The sequence below is a fragment of the Streptomyces sp. NPDC002701 genome, assembly GCF_042889045.1.
Taxonomy (GTDB): Bacteria; Actinomycetota; Actinomycetes; order Streptomycetales; family Streptomycetaceae; genus Streptomyces.
In genome coordinates this window covers 326685-345228 of the sequence record NZ_JBIAQL010000007.1, presented here as the reverse complement: position 1 = coordinate 345228, position 18544 = coordinate 326685, and the positions used below count along the sequence as shown (strand labels likewise).

Sequence of the window (18544 nt, the reverse complement as noted above, 5' to 3'; positions counted from 1 at the left end):
CGGCCCGTCCGCAAGGTCCAGCAGGGCCGCCGCAAACCGGAGTTCACCGCCCGCCGGGGCTTCATGATCGCCCTGTTCATGGCGCCGGCCGCGGTCTTCGTGGCGGTCTTCACGTACTACCCGATGATCGCCGGCAGCCAGATGGCCTTCCGGAACTGGAAGCTGTCGGACCTCACCGACACCTCATGGGTGGGCCTGAAGAACTTCCGCGACGTCTTCGCCGACCCCGCCTGGGGCACCGTGCTGGGCAACACCGCCATCTGGGTGTTCGGCTCGATCGTGCCCCAGCTGGTCATCGGCTTCGCCCTCGCGCTGTGGCTGCGCCGCAGGTTCCGCTTCCGCGGCCTCTACCAGGCCCTCATCTTCTTCCCCTGGGCCATCTCCGGCTTCCTCATCGGCATCCTGTTCCGCTGGATGTTCAACAGTGAGTTCGGCGTCGTGAACGACCTGCTCCAGAAGGCCGGCCTGATCGACGAACCGGTCGCCTGGCTGGCCGACCCCGAGACGGCGATGTTCGCCGTCGTCGTCGCCAACGTCTGGTACGGGGTCACCTTCTTCACGATCATGATCCTTGCCGCGCTGCAGTCCATCCCCGAGGAGCTGTACGAGGCGTCGGCGCTCGACGGCGCCGGCAAGGTGCGCACGCTGTTCCAGATCACCATTCCGTACATCAGGGTCACCCTCGCGCTGACCGTGCTGCTGCGCGTCATCTGGATCTTCAACTTCCCGGACCTGATCTTCGGGATGACCGGCGGCGGACCGAACAACGAGACGCACATCGTGACCACCTGGATGATCAAGATCACGCAGCAGGGCGACTACGGCAGAGCCTCCGCGCTCGGCCTCATCGTCGTCGCCACCCTGCTGGTGTTCGCGGTCTTCTTCCTCCTGGCCACCCGTGAGAAGCGAGAGGTGAAGCCGTGATCGGCAAGGAGTCCACGGCGGGCCGGGCCACCAAGTTCACCTTCCTGGGGCTGTGGCTGGTCTTCACCGTCTTCCCCCTCTACTGGATCACCATCACGTCGCTGAAGGCGCCGGGCGACATCTTCGCCTTCCCGATCGCCTACTGGCCCGAGCACTTCTCGCTGGAGAACTACAGCGGGCTGTTCGGCAAGGCCGACTTCGGCGTCTACCTCACCAACAGCCTCGTCATCGCCACCGTCGCGGCCGCGATCGCCACCGTCATCTCGATGCTGTCGGCGTACGTGCTGGCGCGGTTCGAGTTCCGCACCAAGTCGGCGCTGCTGATGGCGGCCCTGGTGACCCAGATGATCCCGACGTTCATCGCGCTGGGGCCGCTGTACCTGCTGATGACCGACCTCAAGATGGTCGACAACCGGCTCGGGCTCATTCTCGTCTACATCGCCGTCTGCATCCCGTTCTGCACGGTGATGCTGCGGGGCTTCTTCGAGAACATCCCGGACGCGCTGGAGGAGGCCGCCATGATCGACGGCCTGTCCCGGTTCGGGGCACTGTTCCGGGTGCTGCTGCCGGTGATGCGGCCCGGGATCGTGGCGGCGTTCATCTTCAACTTCGTCAACTGCTGGAACGAGCTGTTCCTGTCGGTGACGCTGATGAACAGCGACAGCAACAAGACCGTGCCGACGGCGCTGAACGGCTTCATCTCCAGCTTCAACATCGACTGGGGCTCGATGTCCGCGGCGGCGGTCCTCACCATCCTCCCCACCATGATCCTGTTCGCCTTCGCCAGCCGCCACATAGTCCAGGGCCTCACGGCGGGAGCGGTGAAGGGCTGACGGACGCGCGCCCCTGCCTGGACGAGGGGAACCCGGAGTGGAGATCATCGCCCGGCGGCCGCCGAGGATGTCGCGGCCCCGGGCGCCCGCCCGCGGTGCAACGTCCCCGCCGGCCGCTCCCGGCCCCGTGGCCGGACTACCGATCTGCCCGCCATGCTTCTACTCTCGGAGCAGGTGACCCAGGGCGCTCCCGCCCGCACCGCAGGCTCCCGGACCCCCGAGCCGTGACCGACTGCCGAGGCCGGCTGGAGCCGCGTCGCCGACAACGCGGCTCCGGCCTCCGCCCTCCGGACGCGCCCAGCGGGGCAGCGCCCGCAGCCCCGCATCGCCGGGAGGGCACCTCGCGCGAGGACCGGCCGAGGGGAGCCTCGATCCCTCGCGCGCCCCGGCCGCCGCCGCACCCGCTGCGGCGGCGGCCGGAATCACCAGCGTCCCACCAGGGGTGCGGGATGTCCGCCCCTCGGACCGGCCCAGTCTCCCGCCGGGACTCCCACGACGACATCGTCACAGAAGTCCCGCGACGCGACCGGACAGTCGCGGCAGCAGCTGACAGCCGGTGCAGGGCGATCAGGACGTGGATCGCCGGGTCTCCGGGAAGCGACGTGTTTCCACGCCATGGCGGTGAAGACGCCATGGAGGCGCGGAGCAGGGCCACAATGTCGGGGAGTGCCGGTGGACGTTCGGCACCGGCACGTCAGGTCGAGGGAAGACCGCGATGGCGGCGAAGACACTGACGGAACTGGTCGGGGAGTCGCAGCCGGGAGGGCCGGGGCCTTCCCACCGATGGTGCGGGCGCCTGGCCGAGTTGCTGGTGGTGGACGGTACCGCGGTCACCTTCCGCGTGGACGGTTCGGAGCTGCTGTGGGCGAGCAACGAGACCGGTACCCGTCTGGACGACGCGCAGTACACGCTCGGTCAGGGCCCGGCTCTGGACGCGGCGCGCGACGGCGGTCCGTACCTGCTGCCCGACCTGGAGCGCGCCTCCACGACGCGCTGGCCCCTCTTCGGCGCGGAGGCCCTGGCACTGGGGGTGCGGGCGGTCTTCGTCCTTCCCCTGCGGCTGGGCGCGGCGCGGATCGGAGCTCTGGTCTGTCACCGCTGCGACGCGGGACCGTTGTCGCAGCGGTCGCTCGACGACGCCCTGGCGGTGAGCGACGCCCTGGCGGTGTTCCTGCTGTCCGGGGCCCGGAGGGACACGGAGACGTTCGGACCGGAGATCGAGACGATGGATCTGCACCGTGCCGAGGTGCACCAGGCCACCGGCATGCTCAGCGCCCAGCTTCGCATCTCGCTGCCCACCGCGCTGGCCCGGCTGCGGGGTCATGCCTACGCGAGCGGCCGGCCGATCACCGATGTCGCCCGCGACGTACTGGACAGACGGCTGCGTCTGCCCGACAGCTGACCACGCGGCCCGCTCGGGCCGCCTCCGGCTCTCGTCGCACCCGGTGCCTCCTCAACAGTGGGCTGATGCAGGTCCTGCTCCTGCTGCGCGCCCACGCGTTCGGTGGCCCGCGGAACATTTCCGTCGCGCCACGGAGTGGGAACGACGGGAGCCGACCTGATGATCACATACTCTTCTTCGACGTCACGGTAGCGATCGACGTCGGCCGCCCATGGCCCGGGCCGGGCGACGGACGCAGACGAGGAAGGGCGCCCGAATGAGCAGCGAGCACCTGCAGATCGGCGAGGTCGGCGCGCGGACGGAGCTGGCGCTGCGCACCATCCGGTACTACGAGACGGCCGGCCTGGTCACGCCCTCCGCTCGCTCTCAGGGCGGCTTCCTTCTCTACACCAGGGAGGACGTCGCCCGGCTGAAGGCCATCCGCCGTATGCAGCCACTCGACTTCACCCTGGACCAGATGCGTGAGCTGCTGGACATCACCGACCGACTCGACTCCGACAGCAACCTGTCGGCGTACGAACGGCAGGCGCTGCTCCGGCGCCTCCGCGAGTACGAGGAGGTGACCGCCTGGCAGGTGGAGAAGCTCCGCACCCGGCTGACGGAGGCCGAGGACTTCGCGCAGACACTCCGCAAGCGCCTGAACCGGGACCGGGACAAGGACCGCGACAAGGACCGGGACCGTGACCGGGACCGGTCGCGTGGCAGGACCGTCACGGCCTGAACCGGGACGGGACGGGTCCCGGCCGGGCGGCCCTCACTCGAACGGACAGCCCGGGTTCGGGGCGTCCTGGGAGAACGGTGCCCCGTGCGGCAGTACGTAGAGCACGCTGAGCACGACCGGTGTGTCGCCCAGGTTGCGGCCGATGTGGACGTTGCCGGGGCCGGCCGGCTCCTGGACGGTGCTGCCCCGCGGATACACGCCGTCCGACGCACACGTGGCATCGAAGTGGCTGAGCGTGCCCTGCTTCACGTACGCGTACAGCGGGCCGTCGTGGTAGTGCCAGCCGGTGGCCTGACCCGGTGGAACGGTGATCTCCCTGAGGACGTAGTCGGTGCCGCCGACCGTCTTCTGCGCGATCAGGGTGCCGGTGACCCCCGGTCCTGGCGGGGTCGCACCGGCGGTTCCCCCGGCCAGCACGGTGACGGTGGCGACGGCGCCGACGACCGCGGTACGGATCGGGATACGCATGGGCAGGGCCTCCGGGTTCGTCAGGCTGTGCGACGAGGTGCCGCTGTGAACATAGAGGCGGACGGGGCCAGTTGGGGCGGTAACGCGCGAACTCGTCGTCTCAACGGCGCGCGTGACGGACCCTCAGCCTTCCCATCCCCATGACGCCGGAGATCCGGATCGTCGGTCCGCCGGGGCGGTGGTGCCGCGGAATCCTGTAGCGCGTGTCCTTCCACGTGGTGCGCAGACCCTCCAGGTCGACCACCGCGTCCCGGGGCACCGTGATCCTGGCCGGTCCGGTGCCGAGCCGCAGCTCGATGTCGACCACCGGATGCTCGATGACCGCCCGGGACAGGTCCAGCCGGACCCGTCCCATCGCGGACTCGACCGTGAGGAACCGGGGGACCCGCCAGGCGCCGCTCCGCTTGATCCGTCCGCCGAGGGCGCCGATCGTGGACGTGCTGTCCGGGGCCTTCGCCGGAAGCGAGGCCGTCGCCGACGCCAGCTCGTCGTGCGTCCTGGCGGTGAGGGCCCGATGAAGGAGTGCGTCCATCTCCTCGTGCGAGACGTGCCCTTCGGCGTACGCGTCCTGCAGGCGCTGTACGGCCGTGTCGCGCTCGGCCTCGCCGACCGGCGGCTGTGCGTCCTTCGGCAGAGAGGTCACCGTGTCACTCTAATGCCGCAGCGCCCTGACGCGCCGGATCAGTGGACGGAAAAGCCGCCGTCCACGTGGACGGACTGACCGGTGACGTAGGCCGAGGCCACGCTCGCCAGGAAGACCGCCGCGCCCGCGAAGTCCGCCGGCAGGCCGTTGCGGCCGACCATCGTGCGGGCCGCCAGGGCCGCCACCTTCTCGGGGTCCGACGACAGACGCCGGTTCAGGGGTGTCATCACGAAACCCGGGACGAGCGTGTTGACGGTGACGCCGTACGGCGACCACGCCTCCGCCTGCGAACGTGCCAGCGACTCCAGCGCCCCCTTGGACACGCCGTAGGCACCGCTCTGCACGAAGGCGCGGTGGGCCTGCTGCGAGGTGATGTGGATGATCCGCCCGAAGCCCCGCTCGGCCATGCCGGGTCCGAAGCGCCGGCCCAGCAGGAAGGGCGCGTCGAGGTTCAGCGCCATGGTGCTGTCCCAGACCTCCTCGCTCAGGTCGCTCATGGGCGGCCGCAGGTTGACCCCGGCGCAGTTGACGAGGATGTCGGGCTCACCGAAGACCCCGGCGCACTGCTCGGCCGCGTCGCGTACTCCCGCCCGGGTGCTCAGATCCCCGGCGACCCAGGCCGCCCTGGCGCCGAGGGCGGTCAACTCGTCGACCGTGGCCGCCAGTTCGGCTTCCTTGCGGGCCACGATCACGACGCTCGCCCCGGCGCGGGCGAGCGCCTCGGAGATGCCGCGGCCGATGCCGGAGCTGCCTCCGGTCACCAGGGCGACCCGGCCCTCCAGGGAGAACAGTTCTGCGAGGTAGTGCTGCGAGTCCATGGCGGCACCATAGAAGGACGCCCCGGCCGACGGACCGGCGGGGCGTGCTTCGACCGGGACCGGGACCGAGGACGAGGACGAGGACGGCCGGCCAGGGCCGGCGGCGGACGGACGTGGCTCACGCCCTGTCGTGCGCGCCGCCGTCCGCGGCGTCCGGCCGGCCCGAGCGGCGCCCGCTGCCGGGCAGGAACTCCTGCACCTTGGACTTGAAGCCCTGCTTCAGCATGGAACTCCGGTCGCTGTCGCCGTGCAGGATCGCCGAGGCCGCGGCCTCGATCTGGTCCAGGGTGGCGTGCGGCGGGATCGGCGGTACGGCGGGGTCGCAGCGGAAGTCGATGACGAAGGGGCGGTCCGCCGCGAGCGCCTCGTCCCACGCCGCCTCGACCTGCCCGGGCTTCTCCACCCGCACCCCGCCCAGGCCCATGCTCCGGGCGAACTCCGCGTAGGGCAGGTCCGGCAGGTCCTGCGACTCCAGGAACTGCGGGGCACCGGACATGGCACGCATCTCCCAGGTGACCTGGTTGAGGTCGCCGTTGTTCAGCACGGCGACGATCAGCCGCGGATCGGACCACTCGTGGCAGTACTTGGCGGCCGTCACCATCTCCATCATGCCGTTCATCTGCATGGCCCCGTCACCGACCAGGGCGATGGCGGGCCGGTCCGGATGGGCGAACTTCGCACCGATGGCGTACGGCACACCGGGCCCCATCGTCGCCAGCGTCCCGGACAGGGAGCCGCGCATCCGGCCGCGCAGCCGCAGGTGACGGGCGTACCAGTTGGCCGCCGAGCCGGAGTCGGCGGCGATGACGGCGTCCTCGGGAAGCTTGGCGTCCAGGGCGTGCACGACGTACTCGGGATTGACCGGGTCGGCGTCCACGGCGGCCCGCCGCCCCATGACCTCCCACCAGCGGGAGACGTCCTGCTCGATCTTCTCCCGCCAGCCGCGGTCCTCCTTGCGCCGCAGGTGCGGCAGCAGCTTCCGCAGCGTCTCGCCGGAGTCACCCACGAGGTTCACCTCGAAGGGATAGCGCAGACCGATCATGTGCGGGTCGATGTCGATCTGGACCGCCCGCGCCTGGTCCAGCTCCGGCAGGAACTGGCTGTACGGGAAGCTGGAGCCGATCACCAGCAGGGTGTCGCACCCCTGCATCAGCTCGTAGGACGGGCGGGTGCCGAGCAGCCCGATGGAGCCGGTCACATAGGGCAGGTCGTCCGGCAGGGCGTCCTTGCCCAGCAGCGCCTTGGCCACCCCCGCGCCCAGCACCTCCGCCAGCTCCTCGACCTCGGCGCGCGCTCCCCGGGCGCCCTGGCCGATGAGGACGGCGACCTTCTCGCCGGCGTTCAGCACCTCCGCGGCCCGCTGGACGTCCTCGTCGGCCGGCACGGGCGCGTACCGCCCGAGACCCAGGCTCGACGGCACCATCTTGAAGGCGTGCGTCGGCGGGCTGTAGTCGAGTTCCTGCACGTCGGCGGGGAGGATGACCGCGGTGACGGTGCGCTTGGCGTACGCGGTGCGCATCGCCCGGTCGATGAGGTTCGGCAGCTGCTCCGGCACCATGGCCGTCTCGCAGAAGTCCGAGGCGACGTCCTTGTAGAGGTTCTGGAGATCGACCTCCTGCTGGTACGACCCGCCCATGGCGCTGCGGTTCGTCTGCCCGATCAGCGCCACGACCGGGACGTGGTCGAGCTTCGCGTCGTACAGCCCGTTCAGCAGATGGATCGCCCCCGGCCCGGAGGTGGCCGCGCACACGCCCACCCGGCCCGAGAACTTGGCGTAGCCGACCGCCTGGAAGGCGGACATCTCCTCATGGCGGGACTGGACGAACTTCGGTTTGTTGTCGGCCCGGCCCCAGGCCGCCAGCAGTCCGTTGATCCCGTCACCGGCGTAGGCGAAGACGTGTTCCACGTCCCACTCACGCAGGCGCTGGAGGATGTGGTCGGACACCTTCATGCTGGCCATGGCCACTCCGTTTCGGTTCCTGTGACTTCCCGGCCCCCGTCCGCGCGCCGTGGCGGGCACGCGGACGGGGACAGCACGTCAGTGCCTGGGTAACCGAGCGGAGAGGAGGGAAACGTCAGCTCGTCAGGATGACGAGCCGCTGGGTCGCGCGGGTCATGGCGACATAGCGGTCGACCGCCCCTTCGATGCCCTCGCCGAACTCCTCCGGGTCGACGAGGACGACCAGGTCGAACTCGAGCCCCTTCGCCAGCGCCGGTGTCAGCGACCGGACGCGTGGCGTCGCGCGGAACGTGGGATCGCCGATGACGCAGGCGATCCCGTCGGCGTGCTCACCGAGCCAGGTGTCGAGGACCGAGTCCAGGTCCGCGACGGATCCATGGACGACGGGGATGCCGTTGCTGCGGATGGAGGTGGGCACGTTGGCGTCCGGGAGCGCGGCCCGGATGACCGGCGCGGCCTCCGCCATGACCTCCGCGGGTGTCCGGTAGTTGATGCTCAGGGAGGCCACGTCGATCCGGTCGAGCCCGATCCGCTCCAGCCGTTCCTGCCACGACTCGGTGAACCCGTGCCTCGCCTGGGCACGGTCCCCGACGATGGTGAAGCTCCGGGACGGGCAGCGCAGCAGCAGCATCTGCCACTGGGCGTCGGTCAGCTCCTGTGCCTCGTCCACGACGACGTGCGCGAACGGGCCGGCGAGCAGGTCCGGATCGGCGGTGAGCAGTTCGGACTCGTCGACCAGGCTGACCTTGGCGTCCTCACCGCGCAGCATCGTCACCAGCCCCTCGCCCTCGTCCCCGTCGGCGCCGGAGGAGGCGGCCGCCTCGATCAGGTTGTCGACGACCTGGCCCATACGGTCCCGCTGGGCGGCGAGGACGGCCTCGTGCCGGCGCCTTCGCCGGGCCGCCTCCGGGTCGCCGAGCCGCTGCCGTGCCGCGTCGAGGATCGGCAGGTCGGACACCGTCCACGCCTGGGGATCCGCGCGCCGCAGCTTCCGTACGTCGTCGGGGCCGAGCCAGGGAGCGCACATCCGCAGATAGGCGGGCACCGACCACAGGTCTCCGACGAGGTCCGACGCCTCCAGCAGCGGCCACGCGCCGTTGAGGGCCTCGGTCAGCTCCTGGTCGTGCAGCAGCGACCGCCGGAACACCTCGGGCGACACCTCCCCGTCGTGCTTGTCCAGCAGGATCGTGAACAGGGCCTCCCAGATCTGCTCGCGTGCCTCGTTGTGCGGAGTGCCCGGTCCCGGTGTCTCGAACGCCTCGGCCCAGTCGTCGGCGCTCAGCCAGATGTCCGCCCAGGGGGTCGTCACCGTCATCCCCTCGGTGGGCGGCGCCTCGTAGAACCTGACGGCCTTCTCGACCGCCTTCACCAGGTCCGCGGACGCTTTGAGGGCCGCCACGTCCGGGTCGGTCTCGTCCGCCGCGCCGGCTCCCTCGGGGAGGAGGTCGCGCAGGGTGCAGGTCTGCACGCCCTCCTCCCCGAGGCTGGGCAGGACATCGGCGACGTAGGACAGGTAGGGCTGGTGCGGACCGACGAACAGCACGCCGCCCCGCCGGTGACCGAGGCGCGGGTCGGAGTAGAGGAGGTAGGCGGACCGGTGCAGGGCGACGACGGTCTTGCCCGTACCCGGACCGCCGTCGACGACGAGGGCCCCGCGGGATCCCGCGCGGATGATGGCGTCCTGGTCGGCCTGGATGGTGGTGAGCACGTCCCGCATCCGCGCCGACCGGGTGCTGCCCAGGCTCGCGACGAAGGCGGAGTGGTCGTCGAGCGCGGCGTGTCCCTCGAGCCCGTCGGCGGTGAACACCTCGTCCCAGTAGTCGCTGATCCGGCCACGGGTCCAGCGGTACCTGCGGCGGCTCGCCAGCCCCATCGGGTTGGCGTGCGTCGCCGCGAAGAACGGCTCCGCCGCGGGGGACCGCCAGTCGATCAGCAGCCGGCGCCCGTCGCCGTCGGTGAGGCCGAGCCGCCCGACGTAGAGGGGCTCGGCGTCGTCCGCGCCGACGATGTGCCCGAGGCAGAGGTCGAGACCGAAGCGGCGCAGGGCACGCAGCCGGCCGGTCAGCCGGTGGATCTCCGCGTCCCGCTCCATGGCCTCCCGGCCGGTGCCGCCCGGCGCCCTGCGCTCGGTCGCGAGGCGGTCGGACAGTTCGGCGATCGCCTGTTCCAGGCTCTCCGCGATGGCCGCGAAGTGCTGCTCGTCGCCGCCGATCAGGCGCGGGTCGTCCTTGTGGGCGAGATGCTCGGGCAGGTCGAACGCGCTGGTGGTCAGGGCATCCATGTCACAGACTCCGATCCGGGCGCACGCCCGCGAAGGTGGCCGGTGCGCACGCCCGCACCCCGGTGCCGCCCGCCGGTGACCGCGGTGTGCGTCCCACCCCCGGTTCGACGGCATCGCACGACCCATGCACCGACAACAAGACACGCACTTGGTGAATCTCCCATTTCCGCAGGCAGTTGCTCCAGGCCAGCGATTGTGCGGCACGACGGGGGCCTTGCCGCAAGCCCCCCGGTGCGCTATAAGTTAAGAGTGGCGAGGAGTGGGTAGCCCTTCCTGTCGCAACGCGAACCAGTCGAAGGCCGCCCGGCCTCCTGTGGCGTACATCCCGCTGTCGAAGCGCTTTGATGGGGGAGTGCCCGGTGGCACCCCCGTCGGTCGCATCCCCGCCGGGGCGCCCGATCGTCACTCGGTCGCCGCGACACCGGCCCCGATGGCGATGAACAGCCAGCCGCTCACGAGTTCCCACCGGCGGCGGCAGGCCGGTCCGAGCACGGTGCGCAGGCGGGCGGCGACGCCCACCAGGGCGAGCCAGTAGACGACCCCGACGGCCACGTCGAGGATGCCCAGAAGGAAGATCTGCCGGGTCAGGGAACCGCCCTGGCCGACGAACTGGGGCAGCACGCTGAGGAAGAACAGGGCCGCCTTGGGATTGAGCACGTTGGTGAGGAAGCCCTCCAGGAAGCTGTCGCGCCGGTTGAGCTGTCTCCCGGCAGGGGCAGCGGGGCCGCCGCCCGTGGTGGGGCCGCTTTCCACGGCGGAATGTGAGCGTACCTCCGGCTCTGGCCCCTCAACGGCCCCGGCGCGGTTGCGGCGCCGGGCGTCGCGCAGGGCCCGGACGCCCAGGTACACCAGGTAGGCGGCTCCGGCGAGTTTGATCACGGTGAAGGCGAACGCCGAGCGGGTGGCGATCGCGGAGAGGCCCAGGGCAGCGGCGCACATGTGGACGCACAACCCGCCCTGGGCGCCCAGAGCGGCCGCCCTGCCCAGTGCCGGGCGCCGGGCGGCCGCCCGGACGATGACCAGGAAGTCCGGGCCGGGAATCAGGTACGCGAGCAGCACCACGCCGAGGAACCCCGTCAAGTCGACCGCCATCAGCCCGCTCCGTCCTGTGCGTCCGGCCTTCGGGCACACGTGACGCATGGAGTTCCACGGTGCGTGCGGGTCATGCGGTCGTCTCCACCCGGGCCGGGGCGCCGGGTGGAGACGCGATGGTGTTCAGGACGCGGCGTTCATCAGGTCGAGGGCGCTCTGCTGGCGCGCGGCGTCCGTCCTGTCGAGGGGGCCGTACCAGCGCAGGCCGTACTGGTCGAGGGCGTTGCGGTCGGCGGCGTACGCCTGCGCCGCCTGCCTGTTGAGGTACGCCGTGTAGGGGCGGTCGGACAGCGCCGCGTTGAGCTTGGCCAGGCCGCGTACGTCGGCGCCCTTGAAGGAAGGGCCGTCGCCGCCGCAGTCACCGTTCTCGCACGGGTCCCTGAGGATGCCCGCCGCGGTGTTGAGCTTGCCGGAGACGGTGTTCGCGTCGGCGATCCGGCGGGCGGCGGCGAGCACGGAGGAGTCGCCGGTGGCCCTGTGCAACTCGGTGAGCCCGCCTATGAGTTGCCCCTGGTTGTACGACCAGACCGTGCTGTCGCCGACCTTGCAGGTGCTCAGACTGAGGCCGTCGCTCACCGTCTGGTCGGCGTTGATCATGCCGGTGCCCTGGAACCAGCTCCAGCCCGCCCTGGCGCGCTGGAGGTAGGCGGTGTCGCCGGGGATGCGGTTGTGCAGCGCGGCGTTGAGCTCGATGTAGAGGGAGTTGGGGATGGCGTTCTTCACCGTCCTCGCGGTGGTCCACCACACCCCGCCGCCACAGGTGCCGTCCCAGTAGGACGCCATGTAGTCCGCGTCGGCCCGTGCCGTGGCGAGGTAGCGCGGATCGCCGGTGAGGTCGTAGGCCGCGATCCAGGTCAGGCCCCACCACCCGGTGTCGTCGATGTACTCGTTGCGGAACTGCCCGGCGGCGGCGTTGATCTGCCGGTCGTAGGTGCGGGCGATGGCGTACCGGTAGCTCTGCATGCCGGTGACCCGGATGTTGTCGATGACGGCGTGCAGCGCGTTGGCGGAGTTCCACCAGCCGGTGGTGTCGAACAGCCCGGTGCCGTAGTTGTAGAACTGCATCTGCGCGGTGGCCGCCGCGGTGCGCCGGTCGCCGGCGTTCCAGGTGGACCTGGCCCAGGGCGTGCAGACGATGTCGGGACGGTCGGCGGCCTTGCCGCAGGCGCGCAGGGCGCCGACGCCGTGGTTCGCCCAGTCGTCGACGTTGTACATCTGGGTGCGCCAGCCGGTCTGGCCCGCGGGGACCTTCGTCGCGCCGAGCCGGCTGTCCGAGGACCAGGTGCGGCCGCCGTCGAAGGAGCGGTCCATCCACACCTCGTCCCCGGGGCTGCCGTTGCCCACGGAGGCCCAGCCCATGGCGTCGGCGTCGTTGAAGTGCAGGACGAACGTGCGCGAGAAGAGCGCGGCGGTGACCGGCCTGCGGTCCTGGCCGCTGAGGGCCGGATCCCGGGCGTCGCAGTACTTGTTGCACACCGTCGCCGCGGGCGCCGACGGGGCTGCCGAGGAGGGCGGCGCGGTGTGGACGAGTAGGGCTGACATCGTTGTCAGAGAGAGCGCGAGGGCGGCGAGTGAGGATCTCGTGGCACGCATGGGGGACTCCCGAGGCTGGCCGAACACTGCGGTGGGGCACAGGGGCTGGTCCTTGGAAAGGATCGGCGTGGACGCTAACCGCGTGTCGGGGACACGTCAATGGTCTGGACGAATATGCCGTTCGCCGGGGCCGGTGCCGTGTGGGAGCCCTTCCCCGTCGCTGCGGCGACTCTTCCCTCGACGTCCTGAGAAGTTGTGTCGCACCTCTTGACCGATGCCGTGCGTGCACTCCAGAGTTCAGGTTATGCGCATTACTTATACGCATTAGTGGCTGGAGTGGCTGGAACAGGCCGACACGTCCGTCAGACCGACGGCCCGTCAGACCGACAGTCCGTGAGACCGACAGTCCGTCAGGCGGACAGCCAGGCAGACGACGAACGAACGGCCGGGGCCGGTCGGCAGGCCGGTCCCGGCCGGGGTGAGGAGCACGGTGGAACAGTCCGGTAAGCGACCCAGGCGGGGGCGGACCCCCGCGGCGGGCGGACGTCCGGTCCGGCCGCGGCAGGCGGAGGTCGCCAGGCTGGCCGGGGTCTCCCAGGCCACGGTGTCGCTCGTCCTGTCGGACAAGGCACAGGGGTCGGCGATCTCGGACGAGACACGGCAGCGGGTGCTGGAGGCGGCGCGCAGCCTCGGCTACGTACCGGACGTGGCCGCGCAGCGGCTGGCGGCGGCCCGCAACAACCTGCTCGGCGTCTACAGCTTCACCGCCACCTTTCCGACGGACGTGGAGCACTCGTACTACCCCTTCCTCGTCGGGGTGGAACGGGAGGCCGCCGCGCGCGGATACGACCTGGTGCTCTTCACGGGTTCGAGCTCCGGCGGGGCCGGGGCGGCCGGTCCCGAGGCGCTGAACCGGGTGCGGCTCGCGGACGGATGTCTGTTCCTGGGCCGGCATGTGCCGCTCGCCGAGCTGAAGCGGATGGTCGCCGACGGGTTCCCGGTCGTGCACCTCGGGCGTCGCGAAGAGCTGGAAGGACTCGCGTGGGTGGGCGCCGACTATGTGAGCGCCAGCCGCGAAGTGGTCGCGCACCTGGCGTCACTGGGGCACCGCCGGATCGTCCTGGTCCGCGAGGACGACGACGCGCCCGCCTCCACGGACCGTCAACGGGGTTTCCTGGAAGGGCTGGAGGCGGCAGGACTGGCCGGCGGGCCGGAGGCCGTCCTGCGTGGCGCCGACCCGCGGCGCGAGGTGACCGCCGAACGGCTGCGCCGCTGGATCGCCGAGGGTGTCACCGCGTTCGTCGCGGAGGAGACCGACACCGGGAACGCCTGGCGGGCCCTGCGCACCGCAGTGGACGACGCGGGCCTCACCTGTCCCGGCGATCTCTCCCTCGCCCTCCTCGGCAGCCCGCCGCCCGACCTCGCCGAGGGTCCGCCGCCCACCGGATTCGACGTGCCCAGACACCAGTTGGGCGCGGCCGCGGTCCGGATGCTGGCCTCGCTCGTGGCGGGGGAGGAGGCCGAGGAACCCCTGGTCGCCTGCGCCTTCCGGCCCGGCACGACCACCGCCGGCCCGCCGGAGCCGCCCTGACATCCGGGGCGGGCCCGCCGGAGCGGCGCTGACATCTCTAGCGGGCTCGCCGGAGCGGCGCTGACACCTGGAGCGGGCCCGCCGCAGCGGCGTTGAGATCCGGAGCGGGCCCGGCAGGGGGCCGCCGGCGGCCGGCACCGGCGACGGACCGGCGACAGCACCGGCCACACCACCATCGATCAGCCACAGGCACCACCGAGGACCACCGGGAACCCCCCGCAAGGAGAAGCGTGATACCGAAGGCCGACATCCTCATCGTGGGCGGCGGACTCGGCGGCGTGGCCGCCGCGCTGGCCGCCTGCCGCGCCGGACGCAGCGTCGTGCTCACCGAGGAGACCGACTGGCTCGGCGGACAGCTCACCTCACAGGCCGTCCCGCCCGACGAGCACCCGTGGGTGGAGCAGTTCGGCACCACCGCCACCTACCGCCGACTGCGCGAAGGCATCCGGCAGTTCTACCGGCAGTGGTACCCGCTGCGCTCCGAGGCCCTCGCCCTGACGGACCTCAACCCGGGCGCCGGACGCGTGAGCAAGCTCTGCCACGAGCCGCGGGTGGCGCTGGCCGTCATCGAGGCGATGCTCGCGCCCCACCGGGCCGCCGGACGGCTGACCGTCCTCACCGACCACCGGCCCCTCGCGGCCGAGGCGGACAACGATGTCGTACGGTCCGTGACGCTGGAGCACCGCAACGACGGGAGGCAGGTCACCGTCACCGCCCGCTATGTCATCGACGCCACCGAGACGGGCGAACTCCTCGAACTCGCGGGCGTGGAACACGTCGTGGGGGCCGAGGCCCGCTCCGCCCACGACGAACCCCACGCCCCGGAGCAGGCCCAGCCGCTCAACCAGCAGGGCATCACGGTGTGCTTCGCGCTCTCCCATCACGAGGGCGAGGACCACACCGTCGACCGGCCCGCCGACTACGGCTTCTGGCGGGAGTACCGGCCGGACTTCTGGCCGGGACCGCTGCTCGGCTTCGAGGCCCCGGACCCCCGGTCCCTGGAGTCCGTGCCGCGCACCTTCGTGCCCAACCCGGACCTCGACCCGCTCGCCGTGAGCGCCGACCAGAGCGCCGACGCCGGCGACAAGGAACTGTGGGGCTTCCGCCGCATCCTGGCCCGCGGGCTGCACCGCCCGGGCGCCTTCGACTCCGACATCACCCTGGTCAACTGGCCGCTCAACGACTACTGGCTGAAGCCGCTCGTCGGGGCGGGTGCCCGGACCGGGGCCGAGGCGGTCGCCGGAGCACGGCAGTTGTCGCTGTCCGTCCTGTACTGGCTGCAGACCGAGGCGCCCCGTCAGGACGGCGGCACCGGGTTCCCCGGCCTGCGTCCTCGCCCGGACGTGACCGGCACCCCGGACGGCCTCGCGAAGGCTCCCTATGTCCGGGAGTCACGCCGTATCGAGGCCGTCACCACCGTCACCGAGCACGACGTGGCGATCGACCTGGTCGGACCCTACGGCGGCACCAGGTACCGGGACTCGGTCGGGGTGGGCAACTACCGCATCGACCTGCACCCCTCGACGGGTGGTGACAACTACATCGACATCGGCTCGGTGCCCTTCGAGATCCCGCTCGGCGCACTGGTGCCGAGGCGCGTGCGCAACCTGCTGCCCGCCGGCAAGAACATCGGCACGACGCACATCACCAACGGCTGCTACCGGCTGCACCCGGTGGAGTGGAACATCGGCGAGGTCGTCGGCGCGCTCGCCGCCCACTGCCTGGACGAGGACGTCGAACCGGGGCAGGTCCAGGCCGAGGACAAGCGGTTCGAGGAGTTCGCCCGCCGGCTCGACCGCGACGGCGTGCAGCGCCACTGGCCGGACGTACGGGGCTACTGACTCGCGGAGTCGGCGGAGCCCCCGGAGCCCTCGGAGCCCCAGGGCGACCGGGCCCACGGGCTCATTGAACGACCGAACCACGGTGTACACGGCGGCTTCTGGCGCCGTACCGCGTGCCCGCGCCGGGCGGGCTGCTGCTTCGCCCGTCACGCCCGCCCGGCCATGGCCCGCGCATGACTGACACAGCACAAGGAGGTGCCCGGACATGACCACTGACAGAATCCGCGTCGGCATCGACGTGGGCGGAACGTTCACCGACGCCGTGGCCGTGGACGCCACGACACTGGGCCTGCTGGGACAGGTCAAGGTCCCCACCAGCCAGCACCACGAGGACGGTGTCGCCCACGGCATCGTCGAGGCACTGGACCGGCTCCTCCAGCAGGTCGGCCGCGACCCCGCCGACGTCGCGTTCCTCGCCCACGGCACGACCCAGGCGACCAACGCCCTGCTGGAGGGCGACGTCGCCACCGTCGGCCTGATCGGTGTCGGCACCGGGCCCGGCGCCGTCCTCACCCGCCGGCTCGCCGCGCTCGGCCGCCTCGAACTCGCCCCCGGCAAACGGCTGCCGCTCGTCTACGCCCACGTGTCCCACCCGGACGACAAGGGTGCCGTACGCGCCGCGGTCGACGAGGTCACGGCAGCGGGCGCCCAAGTCGTCGTCGCCACCGAGCCGTTCGCCGTCGACCGGCCCGAGGGCGAGCGGGCCGTACTGGACACCGCGCGCTCCGCCGGGCTCCCCATGACGGCCGCCCACGAGATCACCTCGCTGTACGGGCTGCACAAGCGGACCCGTACCGCCGTCGTCAACGCGGCCATCCTGCCGCGCATGCTCGCCACCGCCGACCTCGTCGACGCCTCCATCACCAAGGCGGGCATCACCGCGCCGCTCATGGTCATGCGCTGCGACGGCGGTGTCATGGCGCTCGACGAGATGCGCCGGCGCCCGCTGCTGACCGTGCTGTCGGGCCCGGCCGCCGGAGTCGCCGGCGCCCTGATGCAGGAGCGCATCAGCGAGGGCGTCTTCCTGGAGACCGGCGGCACCTCCACCGACATCAGCGTCGTACGCCGCGGCAAGGTCGCCGTCCGGCACGCCACCATGCTCGGCAGGAGCTCGTACCTCAACGCCCTCGACGTCCGCACCGTCGGTGTCGGCGGGGGCTCGATGATCCGTGTCGAGCTGGGCCGCGGCGAGCCGGCCCGTGGCGACGGAGCCCGCGGCGGACGGGCCCGTGTCACGGCCGTCGGGCCGCGCAGCGCCCACATCGCGGGGCTGCCCTACGCCTGCTTCGCCGACCCGGCCGAGCTGCGGGACGCGACCCTCGCCACGGTGCGTCCGATGGCCGACGACCCCGCCGACTACGCCGTCCTGGACGCGGCGGGCGGCCGGTACGCCCTCACCATGACCTGCGCCGCCAACGCGCTCGGCCGCGTTCCCGAAGGTGACTTCGCGCACTGCGACCAGCAGGTGGCGCAGGCAGCCGTCGCGCCGCTCGCCGAGGCCCTGGGCGTGGACGTGGCCACGGCCGCCGCCCGCATTCTCGACGCGGGCGCCGAGCAGGTGAGGGCCGTAGTCGACAAGGTGGTACGCGAGTACCGCCTCGACCCCGACACCGCGGTCCTCGTCGGCGGCGGGGGAGGAGCGGCCACCGTCACCCCGCACCTCGCGGCGCTCACCGGCATGGAGGGCAGGATCGCCCGCCACAACGAGGTCATCAGCCCGATCGGCGTGGCCCTGGCCCTGGTGCGCGAGCAGATCGAACGGATCATCCCCGGCGCCACCCAGGAACAGATCCTCGCCGTCCGCGCCGAGGCCGAGCGGGCCGTGGTCGCCCAGGGCGCGGCGGCCGACGGCGTCGAGGTGGAGGTGACCGTCGACCCGCAGACCAGCACCGTCCGCGCCGTCGCCACCGGCGCCACCGAACTGCGGACCCAGGACCGCTCGCACAGCGCCGACGACACCGACCGCCTCGCCGCGGCCGCCGCCAGCCTCAAGACCGACCCGGACCGGGTCCGCGTCCTCGCCGGCACACCGGCCCACACGGTCTACGGCACCGAGGTGCGGCGCCGGCTGCGGGCTACCCGGCACCCCGTGCGCGTCGTGGACGCCGACGGTGTCGTACGCCTGCACGCCGCCGACGCGCAGGTGGCCGCCACCACCGTGGGAGCCGCCCCCGAACTCCTCGGCAACCTCGTCCGCGAGGCGACGTCGTACGGCGACGGCGGCGTCCGGGCCCCCGCACTGCGCCTGCTCCTCGGCTCCCGCATCGCGGACCTCTCCGGCGTCCTCGACCCGCAGCCGCTGCTCGCCCTGGCCCGCAGCGAGATGCGCGACCGCGCCGCCGACGAGCCCGTGGTGGCCGTCGTGGAGGTGCGCTCATGACCCGCGCCCGCGCGGCGGCAGAAGCGACGAAGACTGCCGCTGCCGCACTCGCACCTG

At 71.8% G+C, this 18544-nt stretch carries 14 protein-coding genes; 7 read left to right on the top strand and 7 right to left on the bottom strand.

All coding sequences use genetic code 11. From position 1 onward, the window contains the following. Window positions 1–63 precede the first annotated feature (63 nt). The 4 genes from ACFYXC_RS21945 (at window position 64) to ACFYXC_RS21930 (ending at window position 3880) form a co-directional block, all read left to right on the top strand. The gene (locus ACFYXC_RS21945) at window positions 64–924 is read left to right on the top strand and encodes a carbohydrate ABC transporter permease (RefSeq protein WP_388906430.1); all 861 of its coding nucleotides are present in this window, start codon (window positions 64–66) and stop codon (window positions 922–924) included. Continuing rightward, entirely contained in the window at window positions 921–1757 is an 837-nt protein-coding gene (locus ACFYXC_RS21940) for a carbohydrate ABC transporter permease (protein WP_388905974.1), read from the top strand. The genes ACFYXC_RS21945 and ACFYXC_RS21940 overlap by 4 nt, the downstream gene beginning before the upstream one ends. A gap of 715 nt (window positions 1758–2472) precedes the next feature. Beyond that, the gene (locus ACFYXC_RS21935) at window positions 2473–3159 is read left to right on the top strand and encodes a GAF and ANTAR domain-containing protein (RefSeq protein ID WP_389553717.1); all 687 of its coding nucleotides are present in this window, start codon (window positions 2473–2475) and stop codon (window positions 3157–3159) included. A gap of 256 nt (window positions 3160–3415) precedes the next feature. Next, window positions 3416–3880, top strand: a complete 465-nt coding sequence (locus ACFYXC_RS21930) for a MerR family transcriptional regulator (RefSeq protein WP_389553716.1) — start codon at window positions 3416–3418, stop codon at window positions 3878–3880. A gap of 33 nt (window positions 3881–3913) precedes the next feature. On the opposite strand, the gene ACFYXC_RS21925 is transcribed toward ACFYXC_RS21930, so the two are convergent. The 7 genes from ACFYXC_RS21925 to ACFYXC_RS21895 form a co-directional block, all read right to left on the bottom strand. Further along, window positions 3914–4348, bottom strand: coding sequence for a cupin domain-containing protein (locus ACFYXC_RS21925; RefSeq protein ID WP_389553715.1), 435 nt, complete (start codon window positions 4346–4348; stop codon window positions 3914–3916). 100 nt (window positions 4349–4448) lie between these two features. Next, window positions 4449–4991: a DUF1707 domain-containing protein gene (locus tag ACFYXC_RS21920; RefSeq protein WP_388905983.1), complete on the bottom strand. Its 543-nt coding sequence runs from the start codon at window positions 4989–4991 to the stop codon at window positions 4449–4451. Window positions 4992–5029: 38 nt separating this feature from the next. Next, entirely contained in the window at window positions 5030–5809 is a 780-nt protein-coding gene (locus tag ACFYXC_RS21915) for an SDR family NAD(P)-dependent oxidoreductase (protein ID WP_388905985.1), read from the bottom strand. A gap of 118 nt (window positions 5810–5927) precedes the next feature. Beyond that, on the bottom strand, window positions 5928–7760 hold the full coding sequence (locus tag ACFYXC_RS21910; protein WP_389553750.1) for a thiamine pyrophosphate-requiring protein: 1833 nt from the start codon (window positions 7758–7760) through the stop codon (window positions 5928–5930). 124 nt (window positions 7761–7884) lie between these two features. Next, window positions 7885–10050 carry an RNA polymerase recycling motor ATPase HelR gene (gene helR, locus ACFYXC_RS21905; protein WP_389553714.1) on the bottom strand — a complete coding sequence of 722 codons (2166 nt, stop codon included), beginning with the start codon at window positions 10048–10050 and terminating at the stop codon, window positions 7885–7887. 402 nt (window positions 10051–10452) lie between these two features. Beyond that, on the bottom strand, window positions 10453–11142 hold the full coding sequence (locus tag ACFYXC_RS21900) for a LysE family translocator (RefSeq protein WP_389553713.1): 690 nt from the start codon (window positions 11140–11142) through the stop codon (window positions 10453–10455). A 123-nt stretch (window positions 11143–11265) separates the two neighbouring features. Next, on the bottom strand, window positions 11266–12684 hold the full coding sequence (locus tag ACFYXC_RS21895) for a glycoside hydrolase family 76 protein (RefSeq protein WP_389553749.1): 1419 nt from the start codon (window positions 12682–12684) through the stop codon (window positions 11266–11268). A gap of 481 nt (window positions 12685–13165) precedes the next feature. Between ACFYXC_RS21895 and ACFYXC_RS21890 the strand changes: the two genes are divergently transcribed. From ACFYXC_RS21890 to ACFYXC_RS21880, 3 genes are all read left to right on the top strand, one after another. Beyond that, the gene (locus ACFYXC_RS21890; RefSeq protein ID WP_388905995.1) at window positions 13166–14266 is read left to right on the top strand and encodes a LacI family DNA-binding transcriptional regulator; all 1101 of its coding nucleotides are present in this window, start codon (window positions 13166–13168) and stop codon (window positions 14264–14266) included. Window positions 14267–14496: 230 nt separating this feature from the next. Next, window positions 14497–16107: an FAD-dependent oxidoreductase gene (locus tag ACFYXC_RS21885; protein WP_389553712.1), complete on the top strand. Its 1611-nt coding sequence runs from the start codon at window positions 14497–14499 to the stop codon at window positions 16105–16107. A gap of 205 nt (window positions 16108–16312) precedes the next feature. Further along, window positions 16313–18487, top strand: a complete 2175-nt coding sequence (locus ACFYXC_RS21880; protein WP_389553711.1) for a hydantoinase/oxoprolinase family protein — start codon at window positions 16313–16315, stop codon at window positions 18485–18487. Window positions 18488–18544 lie beyond the last annotated feature (57 nt).